Source organism: Nocardioides sp. (assembly GCF_030150155.1).
GTDB lineage: Bacteria > Actinomycetota > Actinomycetes > Propionibacteriales > Nocardioidaceae > Nocardioides.
In genome coordinates this window covers 1-16,800 of record NZ_JASLGR010000053.1, presented here as the reverse complement: position 1 = coordinate 16,800, position 16,800 = coordinate 1, and the positions used below count along the sequence as shown (strand labels likewise).

15 protein-coding genes and 1 tRNA gene are annotated in these 16,800 nt (G+C 70.7%); 7 read left to right on the top strand and 9 right to left on the bottom strand.

What is annotated here, in order from left to right; genetic code table 11:
* Window positions 1-70: 70 nt before the first annotated feature.
* The 8 genes from Q1V88_RS16575 to argS all read right to left on the bottom strand — a co-directional run bounded on the left by Q1V88_RS16575 (window position 71) and on the right by argS (window position 10,433).
* Window positions 71-1,441, bottom strand: a complete 1,371-nt coding sequence (locus Q1V88_RS16575) for a gluconate:H+ symporter (RefSeq protein WP_300682423.1) — start codon at window positions 1,439-1,441, stop codon at window positions 71-73.
* Window positions 1,428-1,931: a gluconokinase gene (locus Q1V88_RS16570; RefSeq protein ID WP_300682422.1), complete on the bottom strand. Its 504-nt coding sequence runs from the start codon at window positions 1,929-1,931 to the stop codon at window positions 1,428-1,430. The genes Q1V88_RS16575 and Q1V88_RS16570 overlap by 14 nt, the downstream gene beginning before the upstream one ends.
* A 36-nt stretch (window positions 1,932-1,967) precedes the next feature.
* Window positions 1,968-3,716 (bottom strand): transcription termination factor Rho, encoded by a 1,749-nt coding sequence (gene rho / locus Q1V88_RS16565; protein WP_300682446.1) that lies wholly within the window; start codon window positions 3,714-3,716, stop codon window positions 1,968-1,970.
* 295 nt (window positions 3,717-4,011) lie between these two features.
* Window positions 4,012-4,908, bottom strand: a complete 897-nt coding sequence (gene thrB / locus Q1V88_RS16560) for a homoserine kinase (RefSeq protein ID WP_300682421.1) — start codon at window positions 4,906-4,908, stop codon at window positions 4,012-4,014.
* Entirely contained in the window at window positions 4,908-6,005 is a 1,098-nt protein-coding gene (gene thrC / locus Q1V88_RS16555; protein ID WP_300682420.1) for a threonine synthase, read from the bottom strand. The genes thrB and thrC overlap by 1 nt, the downstream gene beginning before the upstream one ends.
* Window positions 6,002-7,288, bottom strand: a complete 1,287-nt coding sequence (locus tag Q1V88_RS16550) for a homoserine dehydrogenase (RefSeq protein WP_300682418.1) — start codon at window positions 7,286-7,288, stop codon at window positions 6,002-6,004. Before Q1V88_RS16550 ends, thrC begins: the two co-directional genes overlap by 4 nt.
* 89 nt (window positions 7,289-7,377) lie before the next feature.
* Complete coding sequence (gene lysA, locus Q1V88_RS16545) at window positions 7,378-8,769, bottom strand: diaminopimelate decarboxylase (RefSeq protein WP_300682417.1); 1,392 nt, start codon at window positions 8,767-8,769, stop codon at window positions 7,378-7,380.
* The gene (argS, locus tag Q1V88_RS16540) at window positions 8,766-10,433 is read right to left on the bottom strand and encodes an arginine--tRNA ligase (protein ID WP_300682416.1); all 1,668 of its coding nucleotides are present in this window, start codon (window positions 10,431-10,433) and stop codon (window positions 8,766-8,768) included. The genes lysA and argS overlap by 4 nt, the downstream gene beginning before the upstream one ends.
* A gap of 89 nt (window positions 10,434-10,522) precedes the next feature.
* Here argS and Q1V88_RS16535 point away from each other — a divergent pair, with 89 nt between their 5' ends.
* From Q1V88_RS16535 to Q1V88_RS16505, 7 genes are all read left to right on the top strand, one after another.
* Entirely contained in the window at window positions 10,523-10,933 is a 411-nt protein-coding gene (locus tag Q1V88_RS16535; RefSeq protein WP_300682414.1) for a heme-binding protein, read from the top strand.
* A gap of 101 nt (window positions 10,934-11,034) precedes the next feature.
* Window positions 11,035-11,107: transfer RNA gene (locus tag Q1V88_RS16530), tRNA-Arg, on the top strand.
* A gap of 102 nt (window positions 11,108-11,209) precedes the next feature.
* Entirely contained in the window at window positions 11,210-11,383 is a 174-nt protein-coding gene (locus Q1V88_RS16525; RefSeq protein ID WP_300682412.1) for a hypothetical protein, read from the top strand.
* 22 nt (window positions 11,384-11,405) lie between these two features.
* Window positions 11,406-11,903, top strand: a complete 498-nt coding sequence (locus tag Q1V88_RS16520) for a DinB family protein (RefSeq protein ID WP_300682410.1) — start codon at window positions 11,406-11,408, stop codon at window positions 11,901-11,903.
* A gap of 21 nt (window positions 11,904-11,924) precedes the next feature.
* Window positions 11,925-13,352, top strand: a complete 1,428-nt coding sequence (locus tag Q1V88_RS16515; RefSeq protein ID WP_300682409.1) for an amidase family protein — start codon at window positions 11,925-11,927, stop codon at window positions 13,350-13,352.
* A 13-nt stretch (window positions 13,353-13,365) separates the two neighbouring features.
* Window positions 13,366-14,748: a cystathionine beta-synthase gene (locus Q1V88_RS16510; protein WP_300682407.1), complete on the top strand. Its 1,383-nt coding sequence runs from the start codon at window positions 13,366-13,368 to the stop codon at window positions 14,746-14,748.
* Window positions 14,748-15,917 carry a cystathionine gamma-synthase gene (locus tag Q1V88_RS16505; RefSeq protein WP_300682406.1) on the top strand — a complete coding sequence of 390 codons (1,170 nt, stop codon included), beginning with the start codon at window positions 14,748-14,750 and terminating at the stop codon, window positions 15,915-15,917. Before Q1V88_RS16510 ends, Q1V88_RS16505 begins: the two co-directional genes overlap by 1 nt.
* 63 nt (window positions 15,918-15,980) lie before the next feature.
* On the opposite strand, the gene greA is transcribed toward Q1V88_RS16505, so the two are convergent.
* A complete protein-coding gene (gene greA / locus Q1V88_RS16500; RefSeq protein WP_300682405.1) occupies window positions 15,981-16,475 on the bottom strand; it encodes a transcription elongation factor GreA in 495 nt (164 codons plus the stop codon).
* Between the last annotated feature and the right edge of the window lie 325 nt (window positions 16,476-16,800).

Sequence of the window (16,800 nt, the reverse complement as noted above, 5' to 3'; positions counted from 1 at the left end):
GCCGGGTCCAACGTGCAGGTCGCGCGAAGGTGAACCGGAGCCGGAACGTCACAAGTTTAGGGACCGCGCCTCACACAACCAAGTTGAGGAGCAGCACCATCACCAGTCCCATCACCGAGAGCAACGTCTCCATCACCGACCAGGTCTTGAGGGTCTGGGGCACTGTCAGGCCGAAGTACTCCTTGACCAGCCAGAAGCCGGCGTCGTTGACGTGACTGAAGAAGAGCGATCCCGCACCGACGGCGAGCACCACCAGGGAGACCTCGGAGTTCGACATCCCCGCCACCAGGCCGGTGACCAGCGAGCTCGCGGTGATGGTCGCGACCGTCGCCGAGCCGGTGGCCAGACGGATCAGCACCGCCAGCACCCAGGCCAGCAGGATCACCGAGATGTTGGCGCCCTTGGCCCAGTCGGCCAGCACCGTGCCGATGCCGGAGTCGACCAGCACCTGCTTGAAGCCACCGCCGGCGGCGACGATCAGCAGGATGCCGGCGATGCCCGGCAGGGCCGACTCGACCGTCTTGGACAGCTTCTCGCGGCCGAAGCCGGCACCGCGACCGAGGGTGAAGAAGGAGACGATCACGGCGATCAGCAGCGCGATCGGCGGGTTGCCGAGGATGTCGAAGACCTGCCGGATCTCGGCCTTGTCGTTCTTCTCGAAGATGTCGACGAGTGCCTTGCCGAGCATCAGCACCACCGGCAGCAGCACCGAGAGCATCGTGATCACGAAGCCGGGACGGCGCTCGGACTTCTCCGCAGTGTCGAAGCGCTCGGGCGCCGGTACGTCGACCCAGCGACCGGCGATCCGGCCGAAGAGCGGGCCCGCGACGATCACGGTCGGGATCGCCGCGATCACGCCGAAGGCGATGGTCAGGCCGAGGTCGGCGTTGAGCGCCTGGACCGCGGTCAGCGGGCCGGGGTGGGGCGGCACCAGGCCGTGCATCACCGACAGGCCCGCCAGCGCCGGAACGCCGACGGTGATCAGGGAGACCTGCGCCCGGCGGGCGACCAGGTAGATCACCGGCATCAGCAGGACGAGACCGATCTCGAAGAACATCGGCAGGCCGATGATGGCGCCGACCAGCGCCATCGCCCACGGCAGCGCCTTGGGCGAGGAGTGACCGACGATGGTGTCGACGATCTGGTCGGCTCCCCCGGTGTCCGCGAGCACCTTGGCGAACATCGCACCGAGCGCGATCAGGATGCCGACACCGGCGGTGGTGGCACCGACCCCGTTGGAGAAGCTGGTCACCACGGTGGCGACGTTCTCCCCCGCCACGATGCCGACCACCAGGGCGCCGATCATCAGCGCGAGGAACGGGTGCAGCTTCATCCAGATGATCAGGCCGACGATGACGGCGATGCCGATCAGCGCCGCGACGACGAGCTGCCAGCCGGGGGCGACGGGTTCTGCCAGGGCGGCGGCGTCAGCGAGCTTCATCGGCACTCCTCAGGTAGGCCTCGACGATGTCGTCGACGGACTGGCCGACGTCGATCACGACGCCGTGCTCGTCGGGCTCCAACGGCTCGAGGGTCTCGAACTGCGAGGTCAGCAGCGAGCTGGGCATGAAGTGGCCCGGCCGGCTGGCCTGACGCTCCGCGATCACGTCGCGGCTCCCGGAGAGATGGAGGAACTCGATCCGGGGCTCATGGTGGCGCAGCTGGTCGCGGTACTTGCGCTTGAGGGCCGAGCAGCCCATCACCCCACCGGTGGTGTGATGGGCGTGCAGCCACTCGCCGAGCCGTTCCAGCCAGGGATGCCGGTCATGGTCATCCAACGGATGACCCGCGTGCATCTTGTCGATGTTCGCTTGGGGGTGGAAGTCGTCGGCGTCGGCGAAGGGGACGCGCAGGCGTTGCGCCAGCGCAGCCCCCACCACCGATTTACCTGAGCCCGAGACTCCCATGACCACGATCAGGGGAACTGTCACCCCTTGAACCTACACGTCAGGGAGCCTCGGGACGGGTCAGGAGTTCTCCGGGCCCGGCGTGGTGTGCTGGACCTGCATCAGGAACTCGATGTTGCTCTGCGTCTTCTTCAACCGCTCCAGCAGCAGCTCGAGTGCCTGCTGGCCGTCGAGGGCGGAGAGCACCCGGCGCAGCTTCCACACGATCTGGAGCTCGTCCTTGCTCATCAGGAGCTCCTCGCGGCGGGTGCCCGACGAGATCGCGTCGATCGCCGGGAAGAGCCGCTTCTCGGCGAAGTCGCGGCGCAGCCGGATCTCCATGTTGCCGGTGCCCTTGAACTCCTCGAAGATCACCTCGTCCATCTTCGAGCCCGACTCGACCAGAGCCGTGGCCAGGATGGTCAGCGAGCCGCCGTTCTCGATGTTGCGGGCAGCACCGAAGAACTTCTTCGGCGGGTACAGCGCCGCGGAGTCGACGCCGCCGGAGAGGATCCGGCCGCTGGCCGGGGCGGCCAGGTTGTAGGCCCGCCCCAGGCGGGTGATGCCATCGAGCAGCACGACCACGTCATGGCCGAGCTCGACCAGACGCTTGGCGCGCTCGATGGCGAGCTCGGCGACCAGGGTGTGGTCCGAGGCGGGGCGGTCGAACGTCGAGGAGATGACCTCCCCCTTGACGCTGCGCTCGAAGTCGGTGACCTCCTCGGGACGCTCGTCGACCAGGACGACCATCAGGTGGCACTCGGGGTTGTTGATCGTGATCGAGTTCGCGATCGACTGCATGATCATCGTCTTGCCGGCCTTGGCCGGGGAGACGATCAGACCGCGCTGGCCCTTGCCGACCGGAGCGGCGATGTCGATCACGCGCCCGATCATGTTGGTCGCGTCGGTCTCCATCCGCAGCCGCTCGCTGGCGTAGAGCGGGGTGAGCTTGGCGAAGTCGGGGCGGTTCGCGGCCAGCGTCGGGTCGGCACCGTTGACGGTGTCGATCTGGACCATCGGGTTGAACTTCTGCCGGCTCTCGCCCTCACGCGGCTGGCGCACCTGGCCGGTGATCGCGTCGCCGCGGCGCAGGCCGAGCTTGCGCACCATCGGCAGCGAGACGTAGACGTCGTCGGGCCCCGGCAGGTAGCCCGAGGTCCGGACGAAGGCGTACTGCTCGAGCACGTCCAGGATGCCGGCGGCCGGCACCAGCACGTCGTCCTCGCGGACCTCGATGTCGACGTCGCCCCGCGGGCCGTTGCCGCGGCCCGGACGCTCGCGGTCACGGTCACGGCCCCGACGGCGGCGGTTGCGGCGCGAGCTGCCGTCCTCGCCGTCGTGCTCGGCGCCCTGGTTGTTCTGGTTACCCTGGCGCTCCTGGTTGGCCTGGGCGCCGGCGTCACGGTTCTGCCGCTCGCCCTGATTGTTCTGGGCGTTGTTCTGGGCGTTGTTCTGGGCGCCCTGGTTGCCCTGGCGCTCCTGGGTACGGCGCTCGCCGCCCTGCTCAGTGCGCTCGGGGCGCTCAGCCCGCTCAGTGCGCTCGGCCCGGGGAGCACGCGTGCGCTCGGCGACGGCCTCGGCGGCCTGCGGCTCGGCCTCGGCCGACCGGGCGCGGGACCGGGTGCGCTGCGGTGCCTCGGCGGCGCTCTCGGCCGGAGCCGTCTTCTCGGCCTGGGCGGCCTTCTCCGACTGGGCTGCCTTCTCGGCACGGGCCGGACGACCGGCGCCCTGGGCGCCCTTGATCGCGGCGACCAGATCGGCCTTCTTCATCGAGGTCGCCCCCGAGATGCCCATGCCCGCGGCCATCGCCTTGAGATCGGCCAGCAGCATGGCGTTGAGCCCGCCGGACTTCTTCTTGGCGCCGGGGGCGCCAGCGGAGTCAACGGGGGCTGCGGTGGTTTCCGTCACGTGAGGTCCTTCCCACGTTCACAGCGCGCCGAGGTACGGCGGCTGACTTGGGTGTCAGGCTTCCCCGTCCATCCACATTCACCCTGCCGGGCGGATCTGTGGGGATCACTGGGAAGCAGGCGCCGACACGGGCGGCGCGTCGCGCACGACTGTAGCACCCGGCTCAGCGGCCGGGAGCATCAAGCACAAATCCACTCCGACGCACCACCGGCCGGGGTCAGCTGACCCCGGCCGCCGAGACCGCCAGGCGCGTGCTGCGCCAGCCCGCAGGAGCGTGGTCGAGCGCAGCCTCGGCCTCGGCCTCGGTGGTCACGAAGGCCAGCACCGTCGGGCCGGCCCCCGAGACGACCGCCGGCACGCCGGCGGCACGCAGCTCGTCGACCAGGGCCAGCGAGGCCGGCATCGCCGGACGGCGGTACTCCTGGTGGAGGTGGTCGCGGGTGGCCCGCAGCAGCTGGTCGGGACGACCGGCCAGGGCGGCGATCAGCAGCGCCGCGTTGCCCGAGTTCGCCGCCGCCTCGGCGTGCGGCACCGTCGCCGGGATCAGACCCCGGGCGACCTTGGTCTCCACACCGTCGGTCGGGATGAAGACGACCGCCGCCACCCGCGGGTCGACCGGGGCGGCGACCGAGTAGAAGGTCTCCCCCTCCTGCCCGGAGACGGTCAGGCCGCCGAAGACGGCGGGCGCCACGTTGTCCGGGTGCCCCTCGATCTCCGCGGCGATCTCGAACAGGGCGGTGTCGTCGAGACGCTCAGCGCCACCCACCACCATCGCCCGGGCGAGCGCGAGCCCGCCCACGATCGCCGCCGAGGAGGAGCCCAGCCCCCGCGCATGCGGTACGACGTTGACGCACTCCAGCCGCAGACCCGACGGCTGCCCGCCGAGCAGGTCGAAGACCCGACGCATGCAGCGCACCACCAGGTGGCTCTCGTCGAGCGCCACCGTCCCGGCGCCCTCCCCGGTGACGACGACCTCCAGACCGGACTCGATCACCGAGCCGGTCAAGGTGTCGCGCCACTCCAGGGCGAGGCCCAGGGTGTCGTACCCCGGGCCGAGGTTCGCCGAGGTGGCCGGCACCGTCACCACGACGGGACCGGCGACGAACTCCTGCATCAGACCAGGCCGGCGGCCGCGGCAGCGGACTCGATGTCCGCGTCCACGACGATCTCGGGCACCTCGCCGAAGAACTCCAGGGCGGTGGCCGGGTCCTTGAGGCCGTGACCGGTCACCGTGATGACCGTGGTCTTGCCGGCGTAGCCCGCCGCGACCTCGTCACCGGCGGCCAGGTCGTCGAGCAGACCCGCGACGCCGGCAGCCGAGGCAGGCTCGACGAAGACGCCCTCGTTGCGGGCCAGCAGCGACTGGGCCGAGAGCAGGGCGTCGTCCGAGAGCGCCTTGAACCGGCCGCCGGACTCGTCACGGGCGGCCTCGGCCAGACCCCAGGAGGCCGGGTTGCCGATCCGGATCGCGGTCGCCTTGGTCTCGGGCTCGAGCACCGGGTGACCCAGCACCAGCGGCGCTGCACCCTCGGCCTGGAAGGCACGCATCACGGGACGCTTGGTGGCGTGGCCCGCGGCGGCGTACTGCTGGTAGCCGAGCCAGTAGGCGCTCATGTTGCCGGCGTTGCCGATCGGCATCAGGTGGAAGTCGGGGGCGTCGCCGAGACGGTCGACGACCTCGAAGGCGGCGGTCTTCTGACCCTCCAGGCGGACCGGGTTGACCGAGTTCACCAGGGCGACCGGGTACTTCTCGGCCAGGCCGCGCGAGAGGGTCAGGCAGTCGTCGAAGTTGCCCCGCACCCGGATCACCAGGGCGCCGTGCACCAGGGCCTGAGCCATCTTGGAGGCCGAGATCTTGCCGTCGGGGACGAGCACGATCGGGGTGATCCCGGCCTGGGCGGCGTACGCCGCCATCGCGGCCGAGGTGTTGCCGGTCGAGGCACACACGCACGCCTTGGCGCCCTCGTGCACCGCCACCGAGATCGCGGCGGTCATGCCGCGGTCCTTGAACGAGCCGGTCGGGTTCTGGCCCTCGACCTTGAGCCAGACCTCACCACCGGCGAGCTCGGAGAGCCAGCGCGAGCGCACCAGCGGGGTGCCACCCTCCCCGAGGGTGATCGCCGGGGTGCCCGCCGGGATGTCGAGGAGGTCCCGGTACTCCTCGATGACGCCGCGCCACTGGTGGGTCACGGGGCTCTTGTCGGCACTCACTTCAGTTCTCCTTCAACGCGCATCACGCTGGTGACGCCGCGAACGGTCTCCATGCCCCGCAGGGCTTCCACAGTGGCGGCCAGCTGAGCGTCAGTGGCCTCGTGCGACACGACCACGAGCTGGGCGTCGTTGCCCCGCCCTTCCTGGCGCACGGTCTGGATCGAAACGCCGTGATCGGCGAAGGTGAGCGCGACGCTGGCCAGGACACCCGGCTTGTCGGCGACGTCGAGCGAGAGGTGGTAGCGGGTGATGGTCTCGCCCATCGGCAGGATCGCGCGCTCGGCGTAGGCGCTCTCCCCCGTGCCGCGCGAGCCGCCGACGACGTGACGCGCCGCGGTGACCAGGTCGCCCAGGACAGCGCTGGCGGTCGGGGCGCCGCCAGCACCACGGCCGTAGAACATCAGCTGCCCGGCCGACTCGGCCTCCACGAAGACGGCGTTGAACGCCTCGCGGACGTTCGCGAGCGGGTGGGTGCGCGGGATCATCACCGGGTGGACGCGGACCGAGACGTCCTCGTCCTTGAGCTCGGCGATGGCGAGCAGCTTGACCACCGAGCCCATCGCCTTGGCCGAAGCGACGTCGGTCGCGGTGACCTCGACGATGCCCTCACGGTGCACGTCGGCGGCGGTGACCCGGGTGTGGAACGCCAGCGAGGCCAGGATCGCGGCCTTGGCGGCAGCGTCGAACGCCTCCACGTCGGCGGTCGGGTCGGCCTCGGCGTAGCCCAGCTCCTGGGCCTCGGCCAGGGTCTCCTCGAAGCCGGCACCGAAGGTGTCCATCTTGTCGAGGATGAAGTTGGTGGTGCCGTTGACGATGCCCATCACCTTGAGCACCCGGTCGCCCACCAGGGACTCCTGGAGCGGACGCAGGATCGGGATCGCCCCGGCGACGGCGGCCTCGAAGTAGAGGTCGCGGCCCGCCTTCTCAGCGGCCTCGAAGAGCGTCGGGCCGTCCTCGGCCAGCAGCGCCTTGTTGGCGGTGACCACGCTCGCACCGTGCTCCAGAGCGCTGAGGATCAGCGTGCGCGCCGGCTCGATGCCGCCGATCACCTCGATCACCAGGTCGACATCCTCGCGGGCGACCAGGGCCGCCGCATCGGTGGTGAGCAACTCGTCGGGCAGCTCGATCTCTCGGGGCGCGTCGAGACGACGTACGGCGACGCCGACGAGGTTCAACGGCGCTCCGACCCGAGCGGCGAGGTCGGCCGACTGCTCCTGGAGAAGTCGCACGACCTGGGACCCGACTGACCCGCAGCCGAGGACCGCAACATTGAGGGGACGCATGGGTCAAAGCCTATCGGCGATGGAGCGCGCGTGTTGCGCGGGCAGCCAACCGCGGACCGAATCGGTCGACACCGGCTCGGAGGTGCGGTTCATCCGAGGTCGGTGGCGAGCAGGTCGTCGACGGTCTCACGCCGCACGATCACCCGTGCCGCGCCCTCGCCGACGGCGACCACGGGGGGCCGCAGGGCGTGGTTGTAGTTCGAGGCCATCGACCGGCCGTAGGCACCCGTGGCCGGAACCGCGACCAGGTCGCCGGGGGCGATGTCGCTGGGCAGGAACTCGTGCTTGACCACGATGTCGCCCGACTCGCAGTGCTTGCCCACGATCCGCGCCAGGGTCGGCGCGGCGTCGGACAGCCGGCTGGCCAGGGTCGCGGAGTAGTCGGCGTCGTACAGGGCGGTGCGGATGTTGTCGCTCATCCCGCCGTCCACGCTGACGTAGGTCCGGCTGGCGCCACCGTCGAGGGTGACCTGCTTGACCGTGCCGACGGTGTAGACGGTGCACATCGCCGGGCCGACGATGGCCCGACCGGGCTCGATCGACAGGTGCGGCACCGCCAGGCCGAGCGCGGCGCACTCACCGGCCACGATCCGGGTGAGCTCGCCGGCCAGGAACTGCGGCGTGCGCGGGTCGTCCTGGCTGGTGTAGGCGATGCCGAAGCCGCCGCCCAGGTCCATCTCGGGCAGCTCGGCGGCGAGCTCGGCGGCGACCTTCGCCTGCAGCTGGAGCACCCGGCGGGCCGCGACCTCGAATCCGGAGGAGTCGAAGATCTGGGAGCCGATGTGGGAGTGGAAGCCGCGCAGCTCGACCCCGGGACGGCCGATCAGGCGGCTGGCCGCCTCGAAGGCGTCGCCCGAGGCGATCGAGAAGCCGAACTTCTGGTCCTCGTGGGCGGTGGCGATGAACTCGTGGGTGTGGGCCTCGACCCCGGCGGTGACGCGGACCATCACCCGGATCGGGTGCTGGGCGCCGATCTCGGCGCCCAGCGCCAGCACCCGGTCGATCTCGTCGAAGGAGTCGACGATGATCCGGCCGACGCCCGCGACGACGGCGCGGCGCAGCTCCATCGCGGTCTTGTTGTTGCCGTGGTAGCCGATCCGGGCCGGGTCCACCTCGGCCCGCAGCGCGACGGTCAGCTCACCGTCGGAGCAGACGTCGAGGCAGAGCCCCTCCTGGGCCACCCACCGGGCCACCTCGGTGCACAGGAACGCCTTGCCGGCGTAGTACACGTCGAAGCCGGCGAAGGCGTCACGGAAGGCACCCGCGCGGGCGCGGAAGTCGGCCTCGTCGAGGATGAACGCCGGGGTGTTGATGTTGGCGACCAGCTCCGGGATCGCGACACCACCGATGTGCAGGTCGCCGTCGACCTTGGTGGCCGTGCTCGACCACAGCTGCGGCATCAGCGCATTGACGTCCTCGGGCTCGGAGAGCCACACCGGCGACGTACCGGTGAAGCTGCCCGGCGACGCGTGCCCGCTCACATCCGCTCCGGCGCCGAGACGCCCAGCAGGCCCAGACCGTTGGCGAGCACAATCCGGGTCGCGGCGACCAGCGCCAGGCGGGCGCGGTGCAGGTCACCGACCTCCTCGTCGCCCATCGGCAGCACCCGGCAGTGGTCGTAGAAGCGGTGGTACATCCCGGCCGTCTCCTCCAGGTAGCGCGCCACCCGGTGCGGCTCGCGCAGGTTGGCCGCGCTGGCCACCACCCGCGGGAACTCGGCCAGGGCGCGCAGCAGCTCGCCCTCGGCGTCGTGCGCGAGCAGCTCGAGGTGATCGGTGGCCGGCTCGATGCCCAGGTCGACCGCGTTGCGCAGGATGGAGCTCATCCGGGCGTGGGCGTACTGGACGTAGTAGACCGGGTTGTCCGAGGACGACTTGGTGATCTCGGCGATGTCGAGGGTCAGGGGGCTGTCGGCCGGGTAGCGCGCCAGGGAGTAGCGCAGCGCGTCCACGCCGATCTCCTCGGCGAGCTCGTTGAGGGTCACGATGTTGCCCGCACGCTTGGAGAGCTTCACCTCGACACCGTCGCGCATGATCTTGACCAGCTGGCCGATCAGCACCTCGATGTTGCGGTCGGGGTCGTCCCCGACGCAGGCCGCCATCGCCCGCAGTCGACCCACGTAGCCGTGGTGGTCGGCACCGAGCAGGTAGATGCAGCGGTCGAAGCCCCGGCGACGCTTGTTCAGGTAGTACGCCGTGTCCGAGGCGAAGTAGGTGAGCTCGCCGTCGGACTTGATCAGGACACGGTCCTTGTCGTCGCCGAACGTCGTGGTGCGCATCCACAGCGCGCCGTCGGACTCGTAGACGTGGCCCAGGTCCTTGAGCCTGGCCAGGGTGTCGGGGACACCGCCCTCCAGGCCGGACTCGTGCAGCGAGAGCTCGCTGAACCAGACGTCGAAGTGGGTGTTGAAGTGGTCGAGCTGGGCCTGCTGCTCGGCGAGCTGGAGCTCGTAGCCCTTGGCCCGCACGGCGGCCAGACGCTCGGGCTCGGGCAGGTCGAAGATGCCGGGGACGGCGTCGCCGACAGCACGGGCCAGGTCATCGACGTAGGCACCGGCGTAGCCGTCCTCGGGCTTGGGCAGCCCCAGCGCCGAGGCGATGATCGAGTTGGCGAAGTGGTTCATCTGGACGCCACGGTCGTTGATGTAGAACTCCCGGGTCACCTCGGCCCCCGCCGCACGCAGCACCCGGGCGATGGCGTCGCCGAGCACCGCCCAGCGGGTGTGGCCCAGGTGCAGCGGACCGGTCGGGTTGGCGGAGATGAACTCCACGTCGATGTTCTCGCCGGCCAGCGCGTCGTTGTTGCCGTACGTCGTGCCGGCCGCCAGGATCTGGGCCGCGACCTCGGCCTGGGCCCCGGCCTCGACGGTGATGTTGAGGAAGCCCGGACCAGCGATCTCGACACCGGCGACGCCAGCGATGGTGGCCAGGCGCTCCGACAGCGTGGTGGCCAGGTCGCGCGGCGCGACCCCGGCCTTCTTGGCCAGCTGGAGCGCCACGTTGGTGGCGTAGTCGCCGTGCCCCTTGGCTCGCGGTCGCTCCACCGTCACGGTGGCAGGGACGCCGTCGGGGAGGGTGAGCGCACCCTCGTCGACAAGGCTCGTCAAGACGTCGACGATCGCGGAGGACAGTTGTTCAGGGGTCACGACCCCCAGCCTATCGGCGAGGCGCCACCGAGTTATCGTCGCCGGTGCCGGTACCCCGCCGACCTCGACGTCCCACCCCTGGAGGAACAGTGGCCGACGCCACCACGCCCGCTCTCGCTCGTGCCCAGCGGATCGCCGACGCCGTCCTCGACGCCGCGCGCGAGGCCGGCTGTGCCGTGAGCGTCGTGGTGGTCGACGAGCACGCCGACCCGCTGCTGCTGATCCGCAGCGGGGCCCGCTGGTTCACCGCCGACGTCGCCCGGGCCAAGGCCGCCACGGCTGCCCGGATGGGAGCACCGACCGAGGCCCTGGGCGCGATGCGGACGACGTACCCCGATCTGTGGGAGCAGCTGGTCCGGCGCCTGCCCGAGGCCACCACCCTCGGCGGCGGCCTGCCGCTGCACGTCGACGGTGACCTGGTCGGTGCCGTCGGAGTGTCCGGTGGCACCGTCGAGCAGGACATCGCATTCGCCTCCGCCGGGGTCGCGGTCGCGGGCTGAGAGCCCGCCGCAGGCCCAGGAGTGGCACCCGTTTCCACCCTCGGGGCCGGTGCCGTGTAGTGTCATCCCGCATCGACCAGCGCAAGCCGGATCGACGTGTTGCCTCCGTAGCTCAGGGGATAGAGCACTGGTTTCCGGTACCAGGTGCCGCAGGTTCGAATCCTGCCGGGGGCACAACAGATCCACGCCGGATCACCACAGGCCGGGTCCACTCAGGTGGGCCCGGTCTGTGGCATTTCCTGGACAGCGACCCACCCCAGACCTGAAACTTGTTCTATGGCAATGTCACTGCGCTGCCCGTGCGGCGAGCGGATCGTGGACTTCGACGACTCCTTCGTCACGACGGTGCAGGCCCACCTGGCCGAGGCCCACCCCGGCCGGACCTACGACACCGACCAGATCCTCGCGTTCGCGATGAAGACCGACGACAAGTTCGTTCCGGCCCGCTGACCCTGCGGCGTACGGTGGCGAGATGACTCCCATCGCTGTGCTCGCCGACGGCTTCGGACGTGTCGCCGAGGACCTGCCCGGCCTTCTCGACGGGCTCTCCCCCGACCAGCTCGCCCATCGGATCGCCCCCGAGGCGAACTCGATCGGCTGGCTGGTCTGGCATCTGCTGCGGGTCCAGGACGACCACGTCGCCGACGTCGCCGGGACCGAGCAGGTGTGGACCGCGCAGGGCTTCGCCGACCGGTTCGCACTGCCGTTCGCCGTCGGTGCCACCGGCTACGGGCAGAGCAGCGACGAGGTCGGTCAGGTCCGGGTCAGCGCGGACCTGCTGAGCGCGTACGCCGCCGCCGTGCACGCTGCCACCACGGCCTTCCTCGACACCCTCGGCGCCGAGGACCTCGACCGCGTGGTCGACACCCGCTGGACTCCCCCGGTCACCCTCGGGGTCCGCCTGGTCAGCGTGATCAACGACGACACCCAGCACCTGGGCCAGGCCGCGTACCTGCGTGGACTTCTGTGACCCAGCCCCCACAATGAGGTCATGGCTCCCCCGCCCGGCCCGTTCCCGACAGTCCTCGCCCAGGCCGCCGCGGTCCGCGACGGCGCCGCGACCGCCGAGTCCCTGACCCAGGCGTCCCTGGAACGGATCGCGGCGCTCGAGCCCGAGATCAACGCCTTCGTCGCGCTCCGCGCCGACGCTGCCCTGGCCGATGCCCGCACCCTCGACGCCGAGCAGCGTGCCGGGACCCTGCGCGGCCCGTTGCACGGCGTACCGATCGCGATCAAGGACGAGAACGACGTGGCGGGCGCGCCCACGGCGTACGGCGGCCGCGCCTCGACCACCCCGGTCCCCGCTGACAGCGAGGTGGTCCGGCTGCTGCGCGCGGCCGGTGCGGTCGTGGTGGGCAAGACCCACATGCCCGAGTTCGGGATCTGGCCGTTCACCGAGACCGAGGCGCACGGCGTCACCCGCAACCCCTGGGACCTGAGCCGCTCGACGGCGGGCTCCAGCGGCGGCACCGCCGCGGCGGTCGCCTCCGGCATGGTCGCGATGGGGATCGGCGGCGACGGCGGCGGCTCGATCCGGCTGCCGGCCAGCTGGTGCGGACTGGTCGGGCTTAAGCCGACCCGGGGGCGGGTCTCGGCAGCGCCGTACACCGACCTGTGGCGCGCGTTGGGCACCCTCGGCCCGCTGACCCACACGGTCGCCGACACCGCCCTGGTCTACGACGTCGTCGCCGGTACGACGCCCGCCGACCGCTTCCACGCCCGCCCCTGGCACACCACCCTGACCGACGCGCTCACCACCGGGACGACCCGTGCGCTGCGAGTCTGCGTCGCACTCGACAACCCCACCGTCGGGCCGCGCGCCGACGCGGACACGCTGACCGCGATCGACCAGGTCGCCACGGTCCTGACGGCGCTGGGCCACACCGTGGTCTACGAGGAGCCGACCTACCCGAACGTGACGGTCCCGTTCGGGGTGCAGATGCTCGGCGGGGTCAGCGACGAGGCCCGCCGGGTCGAGCGGCCCCGCGACCTGGAGCGGCGCACCCGCCAGCTGGCCCTGCTGGGGCGGCTCACCACCGGGCTGGGGCGCTGGGCCGAGCGCAAGGGGGCCCACGTCGGCGACACCTTCGGCGCGGCGCTCTTCCACGGCGAAGGCGCGTACGACGTGCTGCTCACCGCGACCACCCCGTTCCCGGCCGTCCCGGTCGGGCAGCTGACCGGCGCGAACGTGGTGACCGCGCTGCGTCGAGCCGCGCCGATGGCGTCGTACACGGCACTGTGGAACGTGCTCGGCAACCCGGCGCTCGCGCTGCCGTGGGGGTTTACCGCAGCCGGGCTCCCGCTGGGCGTCCAGCTGGTCGCCGCGCACGGTGCCGAGCCGTTGCTGGTGGCCCTCGGCGCCGAGCTCGAAGTGCAGCATCCGGAGCCGAGTCGCACCCCATCCCTACCGTCGGCCTGAAAGGATGGGCGCCATGCGCATCGCCGACAACGTCGTGGAGCTGGTGGGCAACACCCCGCTCGTGCGACTCAACCATGTCGTCCCGTCCGGTCCGACCGTCGCCGCCAAGGTCGAGTACCTCAACCCCGGTGGCAGCAGCAAGGACCGGATCGCCGCTGCGATGGTCGACGACGCCGAGGCGGCCGGGCTGCTCCAGCCCGGCGGCACCATCGTCGAGCCGACCAGCGGCAACACCGGTGTCGGGCTGGCCCTGATCGCCCAGCAGCGCGGCTACAAGTGCATCTTCGTGTGCCCGGACAAGGTCAGCGAGGACAAGCGCAACGTGCTCAAGGCCTACGGCGCCGAGGTGGTGGTCTGCCCGACCGCGGTGGCACCGGAGCACCCCGACTCGTACTACAACGTCTCCGACCGGCTCGCCTCCCAGCCCGGTGCCTGGAAGCCCGACCAGTACTCCAACCCGGCCGGCCCGCGCTCGCACTACGAGACCACCGGTCCGGAGATCTGGCGCGACACCGAGGGCAAGGTCACCCACTTCGTCGCCGGAGTCGGCACCGGCGGCACCATCACCGGCACCGGTCGCTACCTCAAGGAGGTCAGCGACGGCGCGGTGAAGGTGATCGGCGTCGACCCCGAGGGGTCGGTCTACTCCGGGGGCACCGGGCGTCCGTACCTGGTCGAGGGCGTCGGCGAGGACTTCTGGCCGACGGCGTACGACCCGAGCCTGCCCGACGAGATCATCGCCGTCTCCGACGCCGACGCGTTCGAGATGACCCGCCGGCTGGCCCGCGAGGAGGGCCTCCTGGTCGGTGGCTCCTGCGGGATGGCCGTGGTCGCGGCGGCGAAGGTCGCCGAGCGGATCAAGGAATCGGACCCCGACGCCGTGATCGTGGTGCTGCTGCCCGACGGTGGCCGCGGCTACCTGTCGAAGATCTTCAACGACGACTGGATGCGCTCCTACGGCTTCCTGCGGACCACCCTGGAGGGCGACGCGGTCAGCACACCGACCGTCGGCGAGGTGCTGCGGGCCAAGTCCGGGCAGCTGCCGGCCCTGGTCCACACCCACCCGGCCGAGACGATCCGCGACGCCATCGAGATCCTGCGCGAGTACAACGTCTCGCAGATGCCGGTCGTCGGCGCCGAGCCGCCCGTGGTGATGGGCGAGGTCGCCGGCTCGGTCAGCGAGCGGGCACTGCTCGACGCGGTCTTCACCGGTCGCGCCCACCTCACCGACGCGGTCGCCGACCACATGGAGCCGCCGCTGCCGCTGATCGGTGCCGGCCAGCTCGCCTCCGAGGCGCACGAGCTCCTCACCACCTCCGACGCCCTGATGGTGATCGACGACGGCAAGCCGTTGGGCGTCCTGACCCGCCACGACCTCCTGGGAATGCAGATCTGATGAACGACCACACCTCCTCCACGGCGGGCTCCACCGCCGGATTCTCCACCCGCGCCATCCACGCCGGCCAGGAGCCCGACCCGCGCACCGGCGCGGTCAACGTGCCGATCTACGCCAGCTCGACCTTCGCCCAGGACGGCGTCGGTGGGCTGCGCGGCGGCTTCGAGTACGCCCGCACCGGCAACCCGACCCGCCAAGCCCTGGAGAGCGCCCTGGCGGCCTTGGAGGGCGGCGCGCACGGTCGCGCGTTCTCCTCGGGCATGGCCGCCACCGACGCGGCGCTGCGCTCGATCCTGCGCCCCGGCGACCACATGGTCATCCCCAACGACGCCTACGGCGGCACCTTCCGCCTGATCGACAAGGTGTTCACGCAGTGGGGCATCCGGTACACGCCGGTGGCGCTGCACGACCTGGACGCCGTTCGCGCCGCGCTCACGCCGCAGACCCGGCTGATCTGGGTCGAGACGCCGACGAACCCGCTGCTGTCCATCGCCGACATCGCCGCCCTGTCGGGCGTGGGCCAGGAGAGTTCGGCAAAGGTGTTGGTGGACAACACTTTTGCCTCGCCCGCGCTGCAGCAACCGTTGACCCTGGGTGCCGACATCGTGCTGCACTCGACCACCAAATACATCGGCGGCCACTCCGACGTGGTGGGCGGCGCGTTGATCACCCGCGACGAAGAACTGGACCAGGCTTTCGCCTTCCTGCAGAACGGCGCCGGCGCGGTGCCCGGGCCGTTCGACGCTTACCTGACCATCCGCGGCCTGAAGACGTTGGTGCTGCGCATGCAGCGGCACAGCGAAAACGCCACGGCCGTAGCGGAATTCCTGTCCGAACACGCCGCGGTGAGCGCGGTGCTGTACCCCGGCCTGCCACAGCACCCCGGCCATCAGGTCGCGGCCCGGCAGATGCGTCAGTTCGGCGGCATGGTCTCGGTGCGCATGCGGGGCGGCCGCGGCGCGGCGCAGAAACTGTGCGCCCGCACCAGGGTGTTCATCCTGGCGGAGTCGCTGGGCGGGGTCGAATCGCTGATCGAACACCCCAGCGCGATGACCCACGCGTCGACCGCGGGGTCGCAATTGGAGGTGCCCGACGACCTGGTGCGGCTGTCGGTCGGAATCGAAGACATCACCGACCTGATCGGCGACCTCGAGCAAGCGCTGGCTTAGTGGCGATCGCGCGGGGGCGGAGCCGGGCGAAGCGGGTCGCCCCCATCTGGCTAGGCCGAACGCCTAGTCGTGATAGGGCTCCGCGCTGATCAGCGTGACCTTGACGGTGTTGCCATTGGGCACGGTGTAGGTGCGGGTCTCGCCCTCTTTGGCGTCGATCAGAGCGCCGCCCAGCGGTGAGTTCGGCGAGTACACCTCGAGCTTGCCGTCCTTGACGCCCTCCTGGCGCGTGGCGATCAGGAAGGTCTCGGTGTCGGACTTGTCGCCGTCGTAGTACACCTTCACCACCGAGCCGGGCAGTGCGATGCCGGACTGCTTGGGCGCCTCGCCGACCTTGGCGTTGTTGAGCAAGTCCTGCAGCTGACGGATGCGGGCCTCCTGCTGGCCCTGCTCCTCGCGGGCGGCGTGGTATCCGCCGTTCTCGCGCAGGTCGCCCTCCTCGCGGCGGTCGTTGATCTCCGCGGCGATGACGGGACGGTTGGCGATCAACTGATCGAGCTCAGCCTTCAGTCGGTCATGTGATTCCTGGGTCAGCCAGGTCACCTGAGTATCCGTCATCTCGTCTTGCTCCTCGTATTGTCGTTCCGCGTTAGTCGCGTAAGTCTTTATTCGCCGGGTGTCCGGGCCGCTCCCCGCGTGCGGCCGTCCTGCTCTCGGCCTTTAATGCAGCAATACACGGTCCCAGGAGGAACCGTGCACCCGGCAATGTTACCACTGCGCAAACAAATGATGACTCCCAAATTTGCAGCTGGATGCGGGACGGGGGCATGGCCGGTCAGGTAGAGCGCAGATAGGTCGGCACGTCGGCGCCGCACCCGTAGATGTCGGCCATCACCGGCGGCCTGTAGGACTTCAGCGTCGTCGTCACCTGCACGGTTGCCTG